Origin of the sequence: Nonomuraea sp. NPDC050643, assembly GCF_040654715.1 — a bacterium.
Classification (GTDB): domain Bacteria; phylum Actinomycetota; class Actinomycetes; order Streptosporangiales; family Streptosporangiaceae; genus Nonomuraea.
In genome coordinates, this window is record NZ_JBFAIM010000083.1 from 1 (window position 1) to 19,180 (window position 19,180).

The following is a 19,180-nucleotide window of genomic DNA, read 5'->3' on the forward strand; positions in this document are numbered from 1 at the left end:
CTGGCTCTGCTCATCTTCTGCCTGGTAGAACGCCAGGTCAGACAGGCATTGGCCACGCACGGGCAGAGCAAGGTCAACGGTCTGTACGCCGGTCGGCCTGCCATCCCCACCGGAAACCTGATCTTCCGTGCACTCGCTACCATGCGCATCATCCCTGGCAGCGGGACCGCGCCACCCATCATCCTCCAGCCGACCCCGGCACAGATCAACCTGCTCAATCTGCTCGGGGTCGACCCTCGCGATCTCCGTTGACGATCACGCACCTGCGGAAAACGGGCCTAGCCACGTCTCCGAGCCACGTCTTCCGAGCCACGTCTTCCGAGGCACCTCTTCCGCACGCGCTGCCGCGCCGCGGGCGACCCGGAGGGGCGGCGGCGGCGGGCTTCGGGCGCGGTGCGGGAGACTAGGACGGTGAGCCTCGAGAACGACCGCCCCACTCCCCCGGCGACCAGCACCTCCATCATCGTGCTCACGCTGGCGCGGCGCGTCGAGACCGAGCTGACCGCCGCGCTCGCGCCGCTCGACCTCACGGTGAGCCGGCTCGGGCTGCTCGGCCACATCTCCGCCGTGCCGGGCGTGTCGTTCAGCGACCTGGCGCGGATGTCCGGCATCACCGTGCAGAGCGTGCACACGGCGGTGAAGGCGCTGGCCGGCGCGGGGCTGGTGCGCGACAACACCGCCCGGGCCGGGTCCGCCTCCGCGATCGAGGTCACCCCCGAGGGGGCGCGGCTGCTGCGCGCGGCCCAGGAGGCGGTGGCCGAGGTGGACGAGCGCATGTTCGGGGCGGCGGCCGATCCGATCCAGCGGCAGGTGGGCGACGCCGTCCGTGCCGCCTTCTCGGGGTTCTGACTCAGCCGGCGTCCGCGAGATACGGCGGCGCGGGGTCGTACTGGAGGTAGCGGCGCACCTGGCGGGAGTGGTCGGGGCCGTGCAGCCGGCCGACGAGCCACAGCGCGCTGTCGATCCCGGCGGACACCCCCTGGCTGGTCAGCAGGTTGCCGTCCACGACGTAGCGGACGTCGCGGACGACGGTGACGTCACCGCGTTCCTCGAGCTCCTCCTCGAAGCTCCAGTGCGTGGCCACGCGGCGGCCCCGCGCCGGGCCGGCGGCGTGCAGCAGGAGCGCGCCCGTGCAGACGCTGACCGTCCACTCGGCCTGGGCGGCCGTCCTGGTGATCCAGCCGGTCACGACGGGGTTGCCCGGCTCGATCGCCCTGGCGCCCTTGCCGCCGGGAACCAGCAGCACGTCCAGCGGCGGGTGGTCGTCGAGGCCGTGGTCGGGCAGCACCCGCATGCCCTTGGCGCAGCGTACGGGGCCGGGGCGTTCGGCGATGAGCACGGCGGTGTCGACGCCGCCGCGCAGCATCGACGACACGGTGAACACCTCCCAGGGCCCGACGAAGTCCAGCTCCTCGGCCTCTTCGAAGATCAGCAGTCCGTAGGTGGTCAAGGCTCTTCTCACTTTCCGATGGAGGTCGTGGCAGGGCTCGCCGTGGAGTGGAAGCGGTCGCGGTAGTCGGACGGCGCGACGCCGACGCGGCGGTGGAACGTGCGGCGCAGGGTCTCGGCGGTGCCGAATCCGCAGCGGCGCGCGATGACCTCCACGGGGTCGTCGCTCTCCGCCAGCGCGCACCGGGCGGCCTCGACGCGTACGCGCTCGACGTACGAGCCGGGCGGCACGCCGAGTTCGGCGGTGAACCGGCGTTGCAGGTGGCGGGGGCTGAGCCCGGCGTGCGCGGCGAGGTCGCCGATGCCGTGCCTGGCGCCGGGGTCGGCGTGGATGGCCGCGACCGCGGCGCGGACGGGGTCGGTGGCCGGCTGCGCCGACCACAGGGCCACGCTGAACTGGGACTGGCCGCCGGGCCTGCGCAGGAACATGACCAGGTGGCGGGCGACGGTCAGCGCGACCTCGCGGCCGAGGTCGTCCTCGACCAGGGCGAGGGCGAGGTCCATGCCGGCGGTCACCCCGGCCGACGACCAGACGTGCCCGTCCCTGACGAAGATCGGGTCGCCGTCGACCGTGACGGCGGGGTACTCCCTGGCCAGCCGTCTCGTACGGGCCCAGTGCGTGGTGACCCGGCGGCCGTCCAGGAGCCCGGCGGCGGCCAGCAGGAACGCCCCGCTGCAGACCGAGGTCACCCGGCGGGCGCCGGCCCCGGGCGGCGGCGACCCAGCCGGTCAGCTCCGGGTCGTTCCTGGCCTCGTAGACGCCGGCGCCGCCGGCGACCACCAGCGTGTCGACGCCGCGCGGGTCCAGGGTGTCCATGCCGTGCCCGGCGTGCACGGGCAGGCCGCTGCCCGACCGTACGAGGCCGGGCCGCGGCGCCACGATCTCGCACGTGTAGCCGCCGGCCTGCTGGAACACCTCGTACGGCCCGGCCAGGTCGAGCGACTGGAAGCCGTCGAAGACGACGAAGACGACGCGGCGCTGGTTCACCCCTTCAGCCTGTGGCGCACCCGGTGGTGGCGTCAACGACCGCCACCCCACAGATCGCGCCATCCCTTCACCCTCCTTCAGGGACCCTGAAGGTCACGTGTTAGGCTTCAGCTCTCCTGAAGGTCGGGTCGATGAGGAAGGGTTCATGGAAGGTCTCTTGCTGTCGGTGCACGTACTGGCCGCCATCGTGTTCGTCGGAGGGTCGGCCGTCGCGACGAGCCTGTTCCCCCGCTACGCACCCGTCGCGGCGCCCGCGGAAGGGCCCGCAGAAGGGCCCGCAGTGGGGCCCGCGGAGGTGATGGCGGACCGCAGCCGTTCCGTGGCCGTCGCGCTGCACCGGATCACCCGTGGTTACAGCATCTTCGGTGTCGTCGTGCCCGCCGCCGGGATCGTGCTGGCCTTCGTGCAGGGCCGTACCGGGGAGATCTGGATCACCGTGTCCATGATCCTCACGGCGGCCGCGGGCCTGCTGCTGGCGCTGGCGATCTACCCGCGCCAGCGGGAGGCGCTCGCCACCCCCGGCGAGCCCGCGCGGCTGCGGACGCTGTCGATGTTCGCCGGTTTCTACAACCTGCTGTGGGCGATCGTGGTCGTGCTGATGATCGTGCGTCCCGGCTCGGCCGAGGGGGCGTGACGGCGGTGCGTACGCTGCGTGTCGCCACCGCCGTCGAGACGATCTCGCTGACCGTGCTGCTGCTCAACCTGGCCACCGCGCACATCAAGGCGATCTCGTCGCTGGTGGGCCCGCTGCACGGCGCGGCCTACCTCACCGTCGTGGCGGCCACCCTGGCACTGCCGTCCGCCGCGGCGACCGGCGCCCGCTGGCGTTCGGCCGTGCCGGTCGTCGGCGGGCTGCTCGCCCTGCGCCGGCTGCGGAAAGCGGGCGCCTGACGGCACGGCCGTGCGCTCAGCCGCTGAAGAGCTGGGTGAGTTTGAGGAACAGCTCGTACACCCCGTACGCGAACGGCACCCCCACCCAGCCCCACGCCAGCACCATCAGCCCGGTCCGCCTGTCGCTCATACCGCCTGCCCCTTCTCCGCCACCGGCGTCCCGTGCTCCGTCACGGGCCGCTCGTGGAATCTCTCGTGTACCGGCCGGATCAGCTCGTTGGCGAGGAAGCCCACCGCGAGCAGCCCGATCATGATGAAGAGCGACGCGGTGTAGAGGTCGGGCCCGGATCGTCCGGCGGCCTTCTGCGCGTCGGCGATGGCGTTGACGATCAGCGGGCCGAGCACGCCCGCGGTGGACCAGGCCGTGAGCAGCCGCCCGTGGATGGCGCCCACCTGGTAGGTGCCGAACAGGTCCTTCAGGTACGCCGGGACCGTCGCGAAGCCGCCGCCGTAGAAGGACAGGATGCCGAGCGCGCACACGATGAACAGCGGCTTGGAGTTGTCGCCCATGAGCGCGATGGCCAGGTAGAGCAGCGCGCCGACGCCCAGGTAGACGCGGTACATGTTCTTGCGCCCGATCACGTCGGACGTCGAGGACCAGACGAAGCGCCCGGCCATGTTGGCCAGCGACAGCAGCGCCACGAACCCGGCCGCCGCCCCGGCCGCGACGGCGACCGGCGTGCCGGAGAAGAAGTCCCTGATCATCGGGGCGGCCTTCTCCAGGATGCCGATGCCGGCGGTGACGTTGCAGCACAGCACGACCCAGAGGCAGTAGAACTGCGGCGTGCGGATGGCGTTGCGGGCCGAGACGTCGGCCGTGGTGATCAGCGCCCGCACCCGGTTCTCGGGCGGCCGCCAGCCCTTGGGGCTCCAGCCGTCGGGCGGCACCCGGACGAGGAGCACGCCCATCGACATGAAGGCGGCGTAGACCAGGCCGTGCACGAGGAACGTGGTGGCGATGCCGTTCGTGGTCGCGCCGAAGGAGTCGAGCATCTGCGCCGACCACGGCGAGGCGATCAGCGCTCCGCCGCCGAACCCCATGATCGCGATGCCGGTCGCCATGCCCGGCCGGTCGGGGAACCATTTGATCAGCGTGGACACCGGCGAGATGTAGCCGATGCCGAGCCCGATCCCGCCGACGCCCCCGTAGCCGAGGACGACCAGCCAGTACTGCCGCGTGGCCACACCCAGCGCGGACAGCAGGAAGCCGGAGGAGAAGCAGGTCATCGAGACGAACATGGCCCAGCGGGGCCCGTTGCGTTCGACCAGCGTGCCGCCGAAGGCCGCCGACAGGCCGAGCATGACGATGCCGAGCTGGAACGGCAGCGCGCTCTGGGTGCCTGACAGGCCCAGCGCGGACTCGAGTGGGGGTTTGAACACGCTCCACGCGTACGCCTGCCCGATCGCCAGGTGCACGGAGAGCGCGGCGGGGGGTATGAGCCATCGGCTCCAGGTGGGGGCCGCGACGGTACGGGAACGACTGAGGAACCTCGTCCTTTCTGCCACGCCAATACGGCTATCACATACCGTATGCAGTATTTAGGACGCGTTGCATCTTTACGGTGAGCGGTCAAATCCCGTCGATCAACGGCATGCCGAACATTGTTCTGTAAGGTTGCCTCATGACGGACATCTTCGACGATCTCCAAGCCGAGTACGAGCAACTCGACGCCGTCCTCACCGCGCTCACCGCCACCCAGTGGGCACACCCCTCCGCCGCCGCGGGCTGGACCGTCCTGGACGTCGTCCTGCACCTGGCCCAGAGCGAGGAGCTGGTCGCCGCCGCGATCGCGGGCGACGAGCTGGCCCGGCCGCCGGGCGACGTGGACGCCGTGGCCGACGCCCTCGTGACCGCCCAGCGGGACATCGCCCCGGCCGCCCTGCTGGCCCGCTGGCGCACGGCCGCCTTCGCCACCCCCGGCGCACTGCGCGCCCGGCCCAAGGGCTCCCGCCTGTCCTGGGTGGCCACCTCGCTCTCCCCGGCGACCCTGGCCACCACCCGCCTGGCCGAGCACTGGGCCCACGCCTACGACGTCACCGCCCCGCTCGGCATCGCCTACCCCGACACCGCCCGCCTGCGCCACATCGCCTGGCTCGGCCACCGCACGCTGCCGTACGCGTTCAAGATCGAGGGCGTCGAGGGCGGGCCCGTCCACTGCGAGCTCACCGCGCCCGGCGGCGACCTCTGGCGGTTCGGCGACCCGGCCGCCGAGTCCGTCATCACGGGTCCCGCCGCCGACTTCTGCCGCGTCGGCGCCCGCCGCCTGGCCCCGGCCGACTCGGCGCTCAAGCCGACGGGCCCGTACGGCGCCCAGGCGCTGGCCGTCCTGCGCAACTACGCCTTCTGACGAAGCCCGCGGCTCTTCCCCCAGGCTAGGGAAAGCCCTAGGGCGTGTCCCGATGCGGACGCGCTCGACGCCGTGACACCGTGCGATTATTCGATCACACGACCTGGATGGGTGGGGACGACGACATGACCGAGCCAGCGGGCGGGGTGGCCAAGCAACTCGCCGGAGCGGTGGAGCTCCAGGACTTCATGACGACGGCGGGCACACTGACGCTCGCCGACCGCAGGACCCTCGTCCAGCAGGCGCTGGTGCTCATCGAGCAGAACTACGTGCACCTGCCGCTCAAGGCCGCCATGCACGCGGTCAACCCGGTGCAGCGGCTGAGGCTGCTGGCCCTGCGGCTGAGCCGGCAGACCGCGACGACCATGGACCCGGAGTGGCACTTCCACGCCGAGCTGTCGGAGATCTTCCACTCGGTACGCGACCTGCACACCAACTACCTGCTGCCCCAGCCGTACAACACGAGGATCGCCTACCTGCCGTTCCTGATCGAGGAGTACTACGACGGCGACGCCCGCCACTACGTGGTCACCAGGACCGTCGAGGGCTTCTCCGTGCCCGGCTTCGGGCCGGGCGTGGAGGTCACCCACTGGAACGGGATCCCGATCGACCGGGCGGTGGAGATCAACGCGGACCGGTTCGCCGGCAGCAACCCGGCCGCCCGGCACTCGCGGGGGCTGGAGTCGCTGACCATCCGGCCGCTGCGCATCCACGTGCCGCCCGACGAGGACTGGGTCGTGCTCACCTACCAGGACGCCGACGGGATCGTCAGGGAACTGCGGGAGAAGTGGCGCGTCACCGAGAACCTGCCGCCCTTCGTCAACGCCGACGTGGTCACCACGGCGGCCGTGGCCCAGGGGCTCGACCTCGGCACCGACGAGATCGGCCGCGCGCTCAAGCTCCTGTACGTCCCCGAGGTCGTCACCCACCGGGAGCGGATCGACGTCGCCGAGCTGACGGCGGAGCCGGCCGAGGCAGGGGCGGAGGTCCCGACCTCCATGCCCTCGATCTTCCGGGCCCGGAGCATCGTCACGCCGTCGGGCACCTTCGGCCACATCCGCGTGTTCAGCTTCAGCGTCATGGACCCGGACGGGTTCGTGCGAGAGTTCGTCCGGCTCATCGGGCTGCTGCCGCAGAACGGGCTCGTCGTCGACGTGCGCGCCAACGGCGGCGGGCACATCTTCGCCAGCGAGTTCCTGCTGCAGACGCTCACCCCGCACCCTGTCGTCCCCGAGCCCACGCAGTTCATCGCGACGGCGCTGAACCTGAAGATCTGCAACCAGCACCAGGAGAACCCGACCGGCCAGATCGACCTCGGCCCCTGGTGCCCGTCCATGAACCAGGCGCTGGAGACGGGCGCGGTCTTCTCGGGCGCCTTCTCCATCACGCCCGTCGACGGGGCCAACGCCCTCGGCCAGCAGTACTTCGGCCCGGTCGTGCTGGTCACCGACGCCCGCTGCTACTCGGCGACCGACATCTTCGCCGCCGGCTTCCAGGACCACAAGATCGGCGAGGTGCTCGGCACCGACGACAACACCGGCGCGGGCGGCGCCAACGTGTGGACGCACGCGCTGCTCAAGCAGCTTCTCGAGGTGCCCTCCCCCGCGTCCGACAGCCCGTACAAGCCGTTGCCGGGCGGGGCGAACATGCGGGTGTCGATCCGGCGCACCCTGCGGGTGGGCGAGCTGGCCGGCACCCCCGTCGAGGACCTCGGGGTGTCGCCGGGGCACCGCCACCGCATGACGCGCAAGGACGTGCTGGAGGGCAACGTCGACCTGCTGGCCCGCGCGGGAGAGCTGCTCGCCGGCGGCCCGGTGCGCCGGCTCGACGTGCGGGTGGCCGCCGACGAGGTGACGCTCACGACCGCGCTGCTGGACCGGGCCGACATCTACCTGGACGGGCGCCCCCGGGCGTCGGCGGACCTGACGCAGGAGACGGTGGCGGTGCCGGTGCCCGGCGCCGGAGCCGCCCGCAGCATCCGGGTCGAGGGCTTCCAGGCCGGTGAGCTCGTCGCCGCGCGCACGGTGGTGCGCCGGTAGGAAGGGTCAGCTCCGGTCCGCGACGGCCCGGTCCGCCTCGGCGATGACCGGGCTGGCGCGGTAGGGCTGCCACTCGGCCCGCAGGCGGCTCAGCTCGTCGCGCACCCGGGCCGAGGCGATCAGCCGCACGTCGTCGCGCAGGCCGAGCACCATGCCGGCGGCCCGCTCCAGGTCGCCGGCGCGCAGGAACGCGTGCGCCGCCCGCAGCCCGATCAGCGTCCTGGTGCGCCGCTCGATCGGGCGGCGGCCGTTCATCGAGGCGGCGAAGTGCCGGGCGGCGGTGGCGTGGTCGCCCAGGCGGGTGAGGGTCAGGCCGATCTGGTGCTCGAGGGATTCGCGCCGGTAGTTGCCGGTCCATTCGCTCTCCGGCGGCGAGTCGGCGCGTTCGAGCTGGGTCTCGGTGCGGCGTAACAGGTTGAGGGCGTCCCAGCGGGTGCCGGCCCCCGCGTGGGCCTCCGCGCGCATGCCGGTGATCCAGGCCAGCGTGCGCCCGGGGCCGTGGCCGCCGAGGGCGGAGGCGGCGGCGTCGGCCAGCGCCAGGGCCTCGCCGTCGTGGCCGAGCTCGGCCGCCTGGACGGCCATGCTGCGTAACGCGGTCGCGCGCAGGAGCAGGTCGCCCGCCTCGTCGGCCAGCCGCACGGTGCTGATGTAGTAGCGCTGGGCCAGCGCGTTCGCCCCGGCGTCCATGGCCATGTACGCGGCCAGGTAGCTCAGCTCGGCCGCCGCGCTGAACAGATCGGGCCTGGTCCGGCCGCTCGCCTCGTGCAGCAGGGGCGTGACCTCCCAGGAGAGGTAGGCGGCGACCGCCGCGCGGGCGTGGCCGCCGCCGTACTGGTCGTCCAGGTCGGCGAAGCTGGCGGTGGCGGCGCGGACGCGGGCGACGTCCCCGGCCCCCGCGCGGCCGCTCTGGGCCCGGGACCGGATCCCCCCGCCTCGGGCGGACAGGGCGGCCAGCGTGAACGTGCCCACGGTCAGCACCGTCCGCCGGTTGAGCAGGTCGTCCTTCCCCAGCGTGGCCAGCCGGGCGACCGGGTCGCCGCGCCAGGGGTCGTCGGCGGGCGGCGCGACGGCGGGGTCCGGCCAGCCGAGCTGCGCGGGGCCGAGGTCGGGCCGGCTGAGCCGCCGCCGGAACGCCTCCACCGCCGCGTACACGGCCTCGGGCCTGGGGATGGTGCCGGTCAGCCAGTGCCCGACCGCCGAACGGTCGTAGTGGATGCGTTCCCCGGTCTCGGCCGCGACGGCGTTGACGTGTCGCGCGGTGTCGGCGTGCGTCCAGCCCGCCTGCTCGATCAGCGCGGCGAGGGCCCGGTTCACGACGGGACGGGTACGCCGTGGCGGCATGGCAGCTTCACATCGCTTCACATCGCGGTGCCCTCGACGATGCGCCGTACCCAGCGCACCGTCAATAGTGCGGACCGTCACCGCAGAAGGAGAGAGCATGGACGACGCCCGCACCGAAACAGTGCACCGCGAGCTCCTGACCGCCCTCGCGGGCCGGCCCCTGGTCACCGTCGACCGGTACGGCACGACCCTGCGCACCTGCTACACGGGCCCGGCCCCCATCGAGGCCCTGCGGCCCGCGCTGAGCATCGGCTGCTACTCGACGTGGGAGCCGGCCATGCCGGGCATGGTCGTCGCCGCCGAGGACCGCACCCAGGTGCGGTCGGTGGCCGAGCGGCAGGGCTGGCTGCGCCGCGTCCGGCACGACGCCGCCCGCCACCTGGTCAAGCTGGACCGCCCGCCCGTCCTCGCCACCTGGTGCACCGGCGTGCAGCTCCGGGAGCTGGCCGGGCCCGGCGGCACGGTGGCGGCCATCGACGCGGGCGTGCGCGACATGATCGAGGCCAGGCACCTCTTCGACGACCTGCTGCGGGCGGCCGGCGTGCCCGCCGTGGCGCGGATCCGCTGCGTGCCCGCCGACCGGCTGCCCGGCCTGGCCGAGTTACGGCGCTCGGTGGGCACCGAGCGGGTCGTGGTGCAGGCGGGCGGGCCGTCGGGCGGGCGCGGCACGGTGATCGTCTCGGGCGACGAGGACATGGGCCGCGCGGTGCGGCTGCTGGGCCCGTACCGGGTGGCGGCGTTCGTGGAGGGCTGGCCGTGCGCGGTCACCGTGCTCGGCGTGCCCAACGACGCCGGCGGCCTGGACGTGTACGTGGACCGCCCCTCCCACGGCACCACCCGCGTCACGGAACCGAACACCGCCTGCGACGGCCACGACTGGTCGCGCCCCTGGCCCGCGCCCGCCGCCGCGCTGCTCATCGAGTGCGCGGAACGCGTCGCGCTCTGGGCCTGGCGCCGGTACGGCGTGGCCGGGCTGTTCACCCTGGACGCCCTGCTCACCCCGAGCGAGCGCGTCTACCTGTCCGGCATCAAGTGGCGTCACCACGACAGCCCCGAGGTGGCGGGCGTGAGCCAGCAGCTCATCGGCGTCCCGCCGTTCGTGCTGGGTCATCTGGCGGTGATGCTGGGCGCGCGGGTGACCTGGCTGGCCGACCCGCAGGAGTTCAACCACATCAGTCTCCTGCGCGCCACCCAGCGGGGCGGGCCCTTCTCCGTCCGGGTCCGGCTGACCCACGAGGGGCCGATGCGCCTGGTGGCCGGTCAGGGGCCGGGCGTCTACCACCTCGACCACGCCGACCGCCTGCGCTGGAAGCGCCCTGGCGCGCACCCGTCGGACGCCCACGTCGACCAGGGCGAGTTCCTGCTGGCCGACCTGCCGGGGCCGGACATCGTCTGCCACCCGGGCGCCGACGTGGCCACCATCGAGGGCGTCACGGAGGGCGCCGTCGAGCCCTTCCACGGCCCCGGTCGTGCCTCCCCCTTCACCCGGCGTGTCGCCACGGCCGTCGGCGAGCTCTTCCAGCCCTGCGACCCGTGATCGGCGCCGCGCTCCGGCGACCCGCCGCGCCGCCGGATCAGCCGAGGAGCCGCACGTCCAGGACGCGCAGGGGTGACGGGGTGGTGCCGGTGGAGCGCTCCTGGTAGGCGAGGGAGATCACGCCCGTGGTGCGGGCGGCGGAGTCGTCCACGTCGATCTCGCCGAAGGCGTTGAGGCCGGCGGCGTCGTACCGGAGGGTCCAGTCGGTCCAGCCGCTGGCGGCGCTCGCGGCGACGATGCGCCCGCCGGGCATGATGACGTACGCGTTGTCGCGGGCGTCCAGCACCAGGCGGGAGCGGCCGAACGCCTGCAGGGGCACCGTGACCTCGACCTTCCTCCAGGTGCCGTCGGCGAGCTGCCGGAGGTGGAAGTTGCGGGCGTAGGCGCGGCGGCCGGCGGCGAAGTCGGTGACGCACTGCGTGAAGCGGCCGGGCACGTAGCTGATGAGCACGTGCGGGCGCCCCTGCGAGTCGACGGCCTGGGCCTCCTGGTTCATCAGCGCGTGATCCGGGTTCAGGGGGTCCACGACCTGGTTGGGAGTGCCGATGGAGACCTGGGTGCCGGTGCCGGTCACGGCGGCCGTCGCGCCGTCGCGGGTCTTCCACGTACGGCCCCGGTCGTCGCTGTGGACGTGGCCGGTGTCGTGGTTGCTGATACCGCCCGCGCTGCAGACGACCCCGAAATTGCCCTCCCGCCAGGTGTAGGCGGCGTGCAGCCGGCCGGAGGGGCCGTAGTCGAGGCCGTGCAGGTACATGTTGCGGGTGGTGCTCGTGCCGTGCGCGGTCGTGTACGTGCCGCTCGCCGACTGCCAGCGGCCGAGCCTGGTCCAGGCGCCGTTGTGGTATTCGGCGAGCTCGTTCGTGCCGTTGCCCGAGCCGCCGGTGCGGTAGCTGAGCTGCAGGCGGCCCTCCGGGGTGGCCAGGAACTGCGGGTAGGTGATGTCGCCGAGCGCGACGCCGTCGAGGGCGCGCTGCACGGGGCCGAACTGCGACAGCGTCCAGGCGGGGGCGTTCTGGGCGGCGATGAGGCCGGGCGCCGACCTGACGTAGTGGACGGCGCTGTTGTGGGTGTCCATGGCGACGTGCAGCCGCCCGTCCTGGCGGGAGACGCCCAGGGAGATGACGTTGTGGGAGTCGTTGACGGTCAGCCTGTGCGGCAGCTTGACCGTCTGCCACGGGCCCGGCTGGGCGGCGCCCGCGTACGCGCGGCGGGCGATCATGGCGCTGCGGTCGGCGGTGTACCAGGCGGCGTACTGGTGGGCGCCGTGGGTGAGGATCCCGTCCTGCTGGAAGGTCGCCTGGTTGACCAGGCCGTCGTAGGAGACGAAGTAGACGGCCTGGGCGTCGACGAGGGTGTTGCGCAGGACCTGGACCGACGGGGCCGCCGCCGACTGCGGGTGTGCGGTCAGGGCTGCCGCGGCGACCGTGGCGATGATCACGCGTACGAAGGTCAACGCGCTCTCCCTTGTGAGCGATAACACGCGTCGCGAGTGCCCCAGTGGTACAACGCGGGCCGCCGCCCGTCAATCGCCGCCGCCGCCCGCCCCGCCCGACCTGGTGCCGGCGCGCGATGAAACTTTCAGGACGCGGGCCAGGGCCTCCAGCGTCTCGGTGGGCGTGCCGGGCGGCGGGGAGACGCGCAGGACCGGCTCGCGCAGGTGCAGCGGGGCCCGCGCGGTCGGGACGACGCCGACCAGCAGGGACGCCTCGGCCGCCCGCGCGGCGGCGTGCTCGGCGCTGTCTCCGGGCGGAGGTCTGAGCGTGACGATGGCCGACGGCTCGCCGAGCGGCTCGGCCACCCGCCAGCCCCCGGCGCCGTCGAGCAGGCCGCGGGCCGTGGGGCCGAGGGCGGCCAGGTGCGCGTGCATGGCGGACAGGCCGAGCGCGTGCAGTTCGAGGACGGCCGCGCCCAGGCCGACCCGGGCGGCGACGGCGTTCTCCGCGCTCTCGTACCGCCGGGCGCCCGCCACGGGCACCGGGCCGCTCTCCTCGGACCACAGGTGGCCGCCGAGGGTGGGCGCCGGGGCGTCCATGGCGGGGGTGAGGCCGGGGACGATCAGGAAGCCGATGCCGCGCGGGCCCGCGAGCCACTTGCGGGACGTCCCCACGTACGCGCTCGCCCCCGTACCGCGTACCTCCAGGTGGCCCAGCGACTGGCACACGTCCAGCACCAGCGGGACCCCGGCCGCCCGGCACAGCGCCCCGATCTCCTCCGCCGGCTGCACCACCCCGTGGTGGGAGCCGAGGTGGGAGACGACCACCAGGTCCAGGCCGGCGGCCAGCCGGGTCCGCAGCGCGTCCGGGTCGATGCGGGCGTCGCCGTCCACCGGCAGCTCGACGAGCCGCCACCCGCGCCGCTCGGCCAGGCGGCGCAGCAGCATCACGGTGCTCCCGTACTCGGTGGGGGCCACGCCGACGCGGCCGCCCGGCGCGAGGTCCCAGCCGCCCAGGAGCGCCGACATCGCGGCCGTCCCGCTCTCCAGGAAGGCCACGTCCGCCGGACCGGCCCCGGCCAGGGCGGCCAGGGCCGCCCTGGGCACCGTGAGATCCGGGACGGCCGCGTAGCCGCCGTGCCGACGCTCCAGCTCCAGGTGCGCCACGACCGCGTCGAACGCCCGGTCGCTGAGCACGTTGCAACCGGCCGCGTCCAGATGCCCCGGCGGCATCACGCTGCGCGCGGCCCGCCATCTCCCCCCGATCGCGGCGTCCGGGCTCACGCCTCTGCCAGGACCAGCGTGAAGTCGCCCGCGGGGTCCGTGTAGCGGCGGCGCAGCCTGAAGCCCGCCGTCGCCAGCTCCTCCCGCAGCCCCTCCGGGCGGAACTTGGCGCTGATCTCGGTCCGCATCTCCTCCCCCTCCGCGAAGTTCACCCCCAGCCCGAGCCCGCCGAGCCACACCCGCATGGCCCGGGTCGCCCGCAGGCGCATCTCGATCCAGTCGTGGCGCTCGTCGTAGAGCGCGACGTGCTCGAACGCCTCCGGTACGAAGTCCGCCTCCAGCTCCCGGTTGATCACCCGCAGCACGTTCCTGTTGAACTCGGCCGTCACCCCGGCCGAGTCGTCGTAGGCCGCCTCCAGCCGCCCGACGTCCTTGACCAGATCGGCGCCCAGCAGGAACGTGTCCCCCGGCCGCAGCGTGGCCCGCAGCTCCTTCAAAAAGACCGCGCGCGCGACCGGTTCGAGGTTGCCGATGGTGCCGCCGAGGAAGGCGACCATCCGCCGTCCGTCGCGCGGCAGCAGGGCCAGATGGCGCTCGAAGTCGGCGCACACCGCCCGTACGTCCACGCCCGGGAAGCGCCCGGCCACCCGGCGCGCCGCCGCCTCGAGGGTGACCGCGTCCACGTCCACCGGCGTGTAGCCGCGCAGCGTGCCCGCCGAGGCGAGCGCCGCCAGCAGCAGCTCGGTCTTCTCGCTGGTGCCCGACCCGAGCTCGACCAGCGTGTCCGCGCCGGAGACCGCCGCCAGGTCCGCCGCCCGCGTCCGCAGGATGGCCAGCTCGCGCCGGGTCGGGTAGTACTCGGGCAGCCGGGTGATGCGGGAGAACAGCTCGCTGCCGGTGGCGTCGTAGAACCACTTGGGCGGCAGCCACTTGGGCGACGACGTCAGACCGGTCGTGACGTCGTGTTCGAGCGCCTGGCGCAGGTAGTCGTGGTCGAGATGGTTGATCACTTGCACGGTCGGCTGGCTGACAGGCACGGGGCCTCCTGAAAGAGAGATCACAGCGGCTGGACGCGTACGTCGCCGTCGGCGACGGTCAGCAGGCTCCGCTCGGGAACGGCCTGCCACCCGGGCAGGTCGTCGAGCGGCTCGCTGGCCACCAGCACGCCGTCGTGGATTCGGTGGGTGAAGAGCGTGTCGCCCCAGACGGTCGCGGCGATGGACGCGCCGTCGCAGGCGAGCAGGTTGAGGCGGGCGACGGGGTCCTTGGCCCCGGCCCGTACGACGACGTCGGCCAGCGCGTCGGCGAGGCCGGTCCCGGCGCGCCCGCGCTGGAAGACGGCCGCGGCCACCCAGGCGGCGTCGCAGGTGCTCTCGGCGCCGTCGGCGAGATCCCTGACGGCGTCGCGCGCGACCCGGCCGTTGTGGCTGAGCAGCCACGTGCCGTCGGCGAACGGCGCGGTGGCGCTCTCCTCGATCGGCATGCCCACGGTGGCCGAGCGGACGGCCGCCAGCAGGCAGGTCGAGCGGGCCGCCCGCGCGAGGCCGGGCAGGTTGGCGTCGGTCCAGATCGGTACGGCACGGCGGTAGCGCACGGGCTCGGGACGACCGGCGTCGTACCAGCCCATGCCGTACCCGTCGGCGTTGATGAGGCCGGCCCGCTGGCGGCGGGGCGCGTACGACTGTTCGAGCAGCCCGTGCTCCGGCTCGTGGATGAGCCAGGTGAGCGGGCGGGCGGCCCCCAGCCAGGCGGCGTGCCTGCACACCTCAGACCAGCTCCGAGCGGGCGCAGCGGAACCCGGTGAAGATCTGCCGCCGGATCGGGTAGTCCCAGTTCCTGAACGTGGTCCGCACCGCCGCCGGGTCCGCCGCCCACGAGCCGCCGCGCAGCACCCGGTACTCCTGGCCGAAGAACACCTCGCTGTACTCCTTGTACGGAAAACTCCGGAACCCCGGGTACGGATGGAAGAACGAGGACGTCCACTCCCACACGTCCCCCACCATCTGCTCGGCCCCGTACGCGCTCGCCCCCGCCGGGTAGGCCCCCAGGGGCGCCGGATGGGCCGCGCGGTGGCCGAGGTTGGCCAGGGAAGGGCCCGGGTCGGCCTCGCCCCACGGGTACCGGCGCGCCCGCCGCTCCTCCGGGTCCCATCCGCAGGCCTTCTCCCACTCGGCCTCGGTGGGCAGCCGCTTGCCGGCCCAGCGGGCGTAGGCGTCGGCCTCGTACCAGCTCACGTGCTGGACCGGCTCGTCCATCGGGACCGGCTCGATCCGGCCGAAGCGGTTGCGCGACCACGACCCCCCATCCCTTTCCCAGAACAGCGGGGCGGTGATGCTCCTGCGCTGCCGCCACTGCCAGCCCTCCGGCGTCCACCAGCGCTGGTCGTCGTAGCCGCCCTCCTCGATGAACGCCGCGTAGGCGCGGTTGCCGACGGGCAGCCGGTCGATCCAGTAGCCGGGCACCTCCACCTGGTGGGCGGGCCGCTCGTTGTCGTAGGCCCAGGGCAGCGTGTCGGTGCCCATGAAGAAGGGGCCGGCGGGGACGTGCACCTCCTCGGGGCCCGCGTCCCGGCCGGGCGGCAGGTCGCCCTCGCGGACCAGGCCCGGCTGCCCCGACAGTTGCAGGGTGGCGAGCATGGTCTCGTCGTGCTGGTGCTCGTGCTGGATGACCAGGCCGAACACGAACCCGTCGCGGTGCAGCGGGGCCGCGCTCTCCAGGTCGATCGAGTCGAGGACGTCCAGCACCCGGCCGCGTACGCCCTCGATGTAGCGGCGGGCCTCGGTCGGGCCCAGGAAGGGCAGGGTGGGGCGGTCCTTGCGCGGGGTCTTGAACGCGTCGTAGATGTCGTCGATCTCGGGGCGGAGCGGGGTGATGCCCCCGGCCTCGCGCAGCACCCACAGCTCCTCGTAGTTGCCCACGTGGGCCAGGTCCCAGACCAGGGGTGACATGAGCGGGGAGTGCTGGCGTACCAGCAGGTCGTCCTCCGCGTCGGTGTAGGCCAGCGACCGGTCGCGCACGGCGATGAGCTCGGCGGCGATGCGTTCCTTGATGTCGTTCATTGCCGTCCTTCGTCGTTGAGCCAGGCCGGGACGCGCGGCCCCGGCGTCGGGTCCATCAGGTCGGCCGCCGGCGAGCGGCCGGTGGTCACGTGCCGGTCGGCGAACGCGGCCACCTCGGCGACCAGCGCGGCGTCCGCGCCGAGCCGGGGCAGCGCCTCCAGCGCCGCCCGGAAGCCCGCCTCGGCGGCCCGGCGCAGGCGCGGATCGGCCAGCCCGCACCGCGCGGCGACCTCCCATGCGCCCGGGTACGGGTCCGTCGTACGACCCGCCATCGGGCCCGGCGGCTCCCGGTACAGGCCGTTGTCCGGGTCCGTGAGCGGTTCGGCGGCGGCCACGGCCGCCATCGCGGCGTCGGCGGCGCGGTCGTCGGTGATGAGGGCGTGGGTCACGGCCACGCACACGGGCCAGGCCGCCGGGTGCTGGGCGTCGAGGTAGCGGATCTCCAGCCAGCCTCTGGGCCGTACCGGGGGGAAGAGGGTCGTGGCGTGGTAGGCCAGGTCGTCGGCCGTGGGACGGCGTCCGCCGTGACCGCCGCCGCCACCGCCCGCGAGCCAGTCGCGGAACGTCGAGCCGTCGCGTACCGGGCGGCAGCGCTCCTCGGGCTCCCGCACCAGCATGAGCCGGGCGTCCAGCAGGTATTCGGCCCAGTCGGCGGCCGGGTCGCCGGTGACCGGCACGGGGGCGGTCCTGGTGAGGTCGAGGCGATTCCAGACGGCCTGCCGCCCCGACATCCAGCCGCACGGCCGGCCCCCGCTCAGCGGCGAGTTGGCGAAGGCCGCCATCAGCATCGGGCCGAGCGCGTGGGCCCGCTCCCAGCGCACCGCCGGGCGCTCCCCCAGGTCCAGGTTGACCTGGACGGAGGCGGTCGAGCACATCATCAGCGACCCGTACGGCCTGCCGAGGAACTCGGCCATCGCGTCGTAGCGGGGCAGGCGGAGCTGGCGGCGGGCCGGCCGTACCGGGTCGAGGCCGACCCCGCCCAGCGCGAGGCCCGCGGCGCCCAGGGCGTCGCGCACGGCGGCCACGTCGGCGGCCATCCGGTTCAGCGCCTCCGGCAGCGCGGCCGGCGGCCCGGACAGTTCGAGTTGCCCGCCGGGCTCGAACGTCACCTTGCTGCCGCCCGGCAGCCCGGGCACCAGCCGCTCGAACCTGGCCAGCGGGACGTGGGCCGTCGGCGACGTACGGTCGAAGACCAGGAATTCCAGCTCGACGCCCACCTGGTCGCCGGGGGCGGGGTCGAAGCAGCGGCGCGCGAACTCCGCCACCGCCGAGACGTCCCGAAGCGGCGTGCTCTCCACCGTAAGCCCGGTCATCGTCTCCCCTTCGCGTGGCGCACTGGTCCGCGGTGGACCACCCCCGCTGCGGGGCGCGGTCCTCCCCTACAGACCCGCGAGTCGCGCGATCGTTACAGAGGGATTCGAGAGATTTGTGCCACACCGCGTAACGGATGGGGCGAAACGGGGACTAGATCCCATGGATCGGGCGCGGGGACATCGGGCGCGGGGCACACGAGCGGACGGGCTCGGGTGCGACGACGTGTGCGAACTGCTCACGGACTATCTGGAGCAGGCGCTTCCCGACGGGCCACGGCGCGCCGTGGCGTGGCACCTGGACGGGTGCACGGGGTGTTCGGCCTGGCTGGCACAGGTTCTGGCGACGGTCGCGGCGCTGGGCTGCCTCCGGGAGGGCACCATCTCCCCACCGGTGCTGGCCGCGCTGCAGGAGAGTTTCGCCACCTCCTGAGGACCGCCGCGGACGACCTCAGTGCCGTCCGGGGCCGCTGTGGACGACCTCAGTGCCGCTGACGCTGGCGGAAGGCGGACATGAGCCGGTCGCGGACGTCGGCGGACAGCTTCTCCTGTGGCCGGTCGCCGAGGGCGACGATGGTCGCGCGGAACTGATCGAGGTAGCGCCCGCACCCCTCGCAGGAGGCCAGGTGCGCCTGTACGCCGTCGCGCTCTGCCTGGTCGAGGGCGTCTTCCAGGTAAGCGGTGAGGAGTTCCACCAGTTCGTCGCAGGTGAACCGCTTCACGACGTTGACCGCCCTTGTCTCTGAGATGAACCGTTTCACTTATTGTGCCGCGCCACGAACCCCGATGGCGCCCACACGCTATTCCGGCTGTTTCACGGACTCGTAGTAGTCGGCGAGCCAGCCGCGCACGGCCATGCGGGCCCGGTGCAGCAGCACCCGCTGGTTGGCCGCGGTGATGTCCAGGATGTCGCACACCTCGTCGGAGGTGCAGCCCTCCACGTCTCTCAAGGTGATCACGATCCGCTGCCGGGGCGGCAACCGGCCCAGCGCCTCGGCGATCAGCCCGCGCACCTCCGAGGCCAGCGCCTCACCCTCCGGCGTGGGCCAGGCCGCCGTGGGCTCCGGCCAGCCGCCCGGCGGCGGCCCGAGATCCGTGACCTTGGCGCCGTCGTACTCGAAGGCGCTCCACGGAAGTGTCCGGCTCTCCCGCACGCCGCGCTTCTTGGCCGTGTTGACCAGGATGCGGTAGACCCACGTCTTGACCGAGGAACGGCCCTCGAAACGGCCGATCCCGTCGATCACCGCCAGCCACGTGTCCTGGACGACCTCCTCGGCGGAGTGATCGGTGGACACATAAGACCTGGCCACGCGCAACATGCCCTGCGACCAGGTGTCGAGCAACCCCGCGAACATCGTCTCATCACCGGCGCGCAGGGCCGTGACGACGACGTCATCCGGGGGCAGCGCTCCGCCCGCGAAAGACCCCACGATCGCTTCCCCTCCGGTCGAACGCTGGGACATCCCAGGCTAATCATTCCCACCGACGTTCTCCTGCCCCGACAAGAGACGACATCTCGTGCGTATTCTCGAAAAAGTGGTACAAGCGGTTATCGGCGGAGA

Annotated in this window: 20 protein-coding genes and 1 pseudogene; 8 read left to right on the forward strand and 13 right to left on the reverse strand. The window is 73.3% G+C overall.

Going from position 1 to position 19,180, the window contains the following annotated elements; translation table 11 throughout:
- Both AB0I15_RS57635 and AB0I15_RS57640 read left to right on the forward strand, forming a co-directional pair.
- The coding region (locus AB0I15_RS57635) for a hypothetical protein (RefSeq protein ID WP_358117136.1) at positions 1 to 252 on the forward strand (252 nt) is incomplete at its 5' end.
- A 159-nt stretch (positions 253 to 411) separates the two neighbouring features.
- Complete coding sequence (locus tag AB0I15_RS57640; protein WP_358117138.1) at positions 412 to 849, forward strand: MarR family winged helix-turn-helix transcriptional regulator; 438 nt, start codon at positions 412 to 414, stop codon at positions 847 to 849.
- Between the two features lies 1 nt (position 850).
- Here the strand turns inward: AB0I15_RS57640 and AB0I15_RS57645 are convergent, their stop codons facing one another.
- The 3 genes and pseudogenes from AB0I15_RS57645 to AB0I15_RS57655 form a co-directional block, all read right to left on the reverse strand.
- The gene (locus tag AB0I15_RS57645) at positions 851 to 1,450 is read right to left on the reverse strand and encodes a DJ-1/PfpI family protein (RefSeq protein ID WP_358117269.1); all 600 of its coding nucleotides are present in this window, start codon (positions 1,448 to 1,450) and stop codon (positions 851 to 853) included.
- Positions 1,451 to 1,458: 8 nt separating this feature from the next.
- Positions 1,459 to 2,139 (reverse strand): helix-turn-helix domain-containing protein, encoded by a 681-nt coding sequence (locus tag AB0I15_RS57650; RefSeq protein ID WP_358117140.1) that lies wholly within the window; start codon positions 2,137 to 2,139, stop codon positions 1,459 to 1,461.
- A gap of 91 nt (positions 2,140 to 2,230) precedes the next feature.
- Positions 2,231 to 2,500: pseudogene (locus AB0I15_RS57655) on the reverse strand (hypothetical protein); the annotation flags it as partial.
- 82 nt (positions 2,501 to 2,582) lie between these two features.
- Between AB0I15_RS57655 and AB0I15_RS57660 the strand changes: the two are divergent.
- Both AB0I15_RS57660 and AB0I15_RS57665 read left to right on the forward strand, forming a co-directional pair.
- Positions 2,583 to 3,071, forward strand: a complete 489-nt coding sequence (locus tag AB0I15_RS57660; protein ID WP_358117143.1) for a hypothetical protein — start codon at positions 2,583 to 2,585, stop codon at positions 3,069 to 3,071.
- Positions 3,068 to 3,328 (forward strand): hypothetical protein, encoded by a 261-nt coding sequence (locus tag AB0I15_RS57665; RefSeq protein ID WP_358117145.1) that lies wholly within the window; start codon positions 3,068 to 3,070, stop codon positions 3,326 to 3,328. The genes AB0I15_RS57660 and AB0I15_RS57665 overlap by 4 nt, the downstream gene beginning before the upstream one ends.
- 126 nt (positions 3,329 to 3,454) lie before the next feature.
- On the opposite strand, the gene AB0I15_RS57670 is transcribed toward AB0I15_RS57665, so the two are convergent.
- The gene (locus AB0I15_RS57670) at positions 3,455 to 4,834 is read right to left on the reverse strand and encodes an OFA family MFS transporter (RefSeq protein ID WP_358117148.1); all 1,380 of its coding nucleotides are present in this window, start codon (positions 4,832 to 4,834) and stop codon (positions 3,455 to 3,457) included.
- A gap of 116 nt (positions 4,835 to 4,950) precedes the next feature.
- Between AB0I15_RS57670 and AB0I15_RS57675 the strand changes: the two genes are divergently transcribed.
- Together AB0I15_RS57675 and AB0I15_RS57680 are read left to right on the forward strand one after the other, a co-directional pair.
- On the forward strand, positions 4,951 to 5,676 hold the full coding sequence (locus tag AB0I15_RS57675; RefSeq protein ID WP_358117151.1) for a maleylpyruvate isomerase family mycothiol-dependent enzyme: 726 nt from the start codon (positions 4,951 to 4,953) through the stop codon (positions 5,674 to 5,676).
- 125 nt (positions 5,677 to 5,801) lie between these two features.
- Positions 5,802 to 7,715, forward strand: a complete 1,914-nt coding sequence (locus AB0I15_RS57680) for a S41 family peptidase (RefSeq protein ID WP_358117154.1) — start codon at positions 5,802 to 5,804, stop codon at positions 7,713 to 7,715.
- 6 nt (positions 7,716 to 7,721) lie between these two features.
- On the opposite strand, the gene AB0I15_RS57685 is transcribed toward AB0I15_RS57680, so the two are convergent.
- Complete coding sequence (locus AB0I15_RS57685) at positions 7,722 to 9,029, reverse strand: hypothetical protein (RefSeq protein WP_358117157.1); 1,308 nt, start codon at positions 9,027 to 9,029, stop codon at positions 7,722 to 7,724.
- Between the two features lie 124 nt (positions 9,030 to 9,153).
- On the opposite strand from AB0I15_RS57685, the gene AB0I15_RS57690 reads away from it, so the two are divergent.
- Positions 9,154 to 10,593: a hypothetical protein gene (locus AB0I15_RS57690; RefSeq protein WP_358117160.1), complete on the forward strand. Its 1,440-nt coding sequence runs from the start codon at positions 9,154 to 9,156 to the stop codon at positions 10,591 to 10,593.
- Positions 10,594 to 10,630: 37 nt separating this feature from the next.
- Here AB0I15_RS57690 and AB0I15_RS57695 read toward each other — a convergent pair whose 3' ends face one another.
- From AB0I15_RS57695 to egtA, 6 genes are all read right to left on the reverse strand, one after another.
- Positions 10,631 to 12,046, reverse strand: coding sequence for a BNR repeat-containing protein (locus tag AB0I15_RS57695; protein ID WP_358117163.1), 1,416 nt, complete (start codon positions 12,044 to 12,046; stop codon positions 10,631 to 10,633).
- Between the two features lie 69 nt (positions 12,047 to 12,115).
- On the reverse strand, positions 12,116 to 13,309 hold the full coding sequence (gene egtE, locus AB0I15_RS57700) for an ergothioneine biosynthesis PLP-dependent enzyme EgtE (protein ID WP_358117166.1): 1,194 nt from the start codon (positions 13,307 to 13,309) through the stop codon (positions 12,116 to 12,118).
- Positions 13,306 to 14,286 carry an L-histidine N(alpha)-methyltransferase gene (gene egtD / locus AB0I15_RS57705; RefSeq protein ID WP_358117168.1) on the reverse strand — a complete coding sequence of 327 codons (981 nt, stop codon included), beginning with the start codon at positions 14,284 to 14,286 and terminating at the stop codon, positions 13,306 to 13,308. Before egtD ends, egtE begins: the two co-directional genes overlap by 4 nt.
- 20 nt (positions 14,287 to 14,306) lie before the next feature.
- Complete coding sequence (gene egtC / locus AB0I15_RS57710; RefSeq protein WP_358117171.1) at positions 14,307 to 15,014, reverse strand: ergothioneine biosynthesis protein EgtC; 708 nt, start codon at positions 15,012 to 15,014, stop codon at positions 14,307 to 14,309.
- 1 nt (position 15,015) lies between these two features.
- The gene (gene egtB / locus AB0I15_RS57715; RefSeq protein WP_358117174.1) at positions 15,016 to 16,308 is read right to left on the reverse strand and encodes an ergothioneine biosynthesis protein EgtB; all 1,293 of its coding nucleotides are present in this window, start codon (positions 16,306 to 16,308) and stop codon (positions 15,016 to 15,018) included.
- Complete coding sequence (gene egtA, locus AB0I15_RS57720; protein WP_358117177.1) at positions 16,305 to 17,621, reverse strand: ergothioneine biosynthesis glutamate--cysteine ligase EgtA; 1,317 nt, start codon at positions 17,619 to 17,621, stop codon at positions 16,305 to 16,307. The genes egtB and egtA overlap by 4 nt, the downstream gene beginning before the upstream one ends.
- A gap of 160 nt (positions 17,622 to 17,781) precedes the next feature.
- Between egtA and AB0I15_RS57725 the strand changes: the two genes are divergently transcribed.
- Positions 17,782 to 18,051 (forward strand): zf-HC2 domain-containing protein, encoded by a 270-nt coding sequence (locus AB0I15_RS57725; RefSeq protein WP_358117179.1) that lies wholly within the window; start codon positions 17,782 to 17,784, stop codon positions 18,049 to 18,051.
- A gap of 49 nt (positions 18,052 to 18,100) precedes the next feature.
- Here the strand turns inward: AB0I15_RS57725 and AB0I15_RS57730 are convergent, their stop codons facing one another.
- A complete protein-coding gene (locus AB0I15_RS57730; protein WP_358117182.1) occupies positions 18,101 to 18,340 on the reverse strand; it encodes a zf-HC2 domain-containing protein in 240 nt (79 codons plus the stop codon).
- A gap of 78 nt (positions 18,341 to 18,418) precedes the next feature.
- The gene (locus AB0I15_RS57735) at positions 18,419 to 19,048 is read right to left on the reverse strand and encodes a sigma-70 family RNA polymerase sigma factor (protein WP_358117185.1); all 630 of its coding nucleotides are present in this window, start codon (positions 19,046 to 19,048) and stop codon (positions 18,419 to 18,421) included.
- Positions 19,049 to 19,180 lie beyond the last annotated feature (132 nt).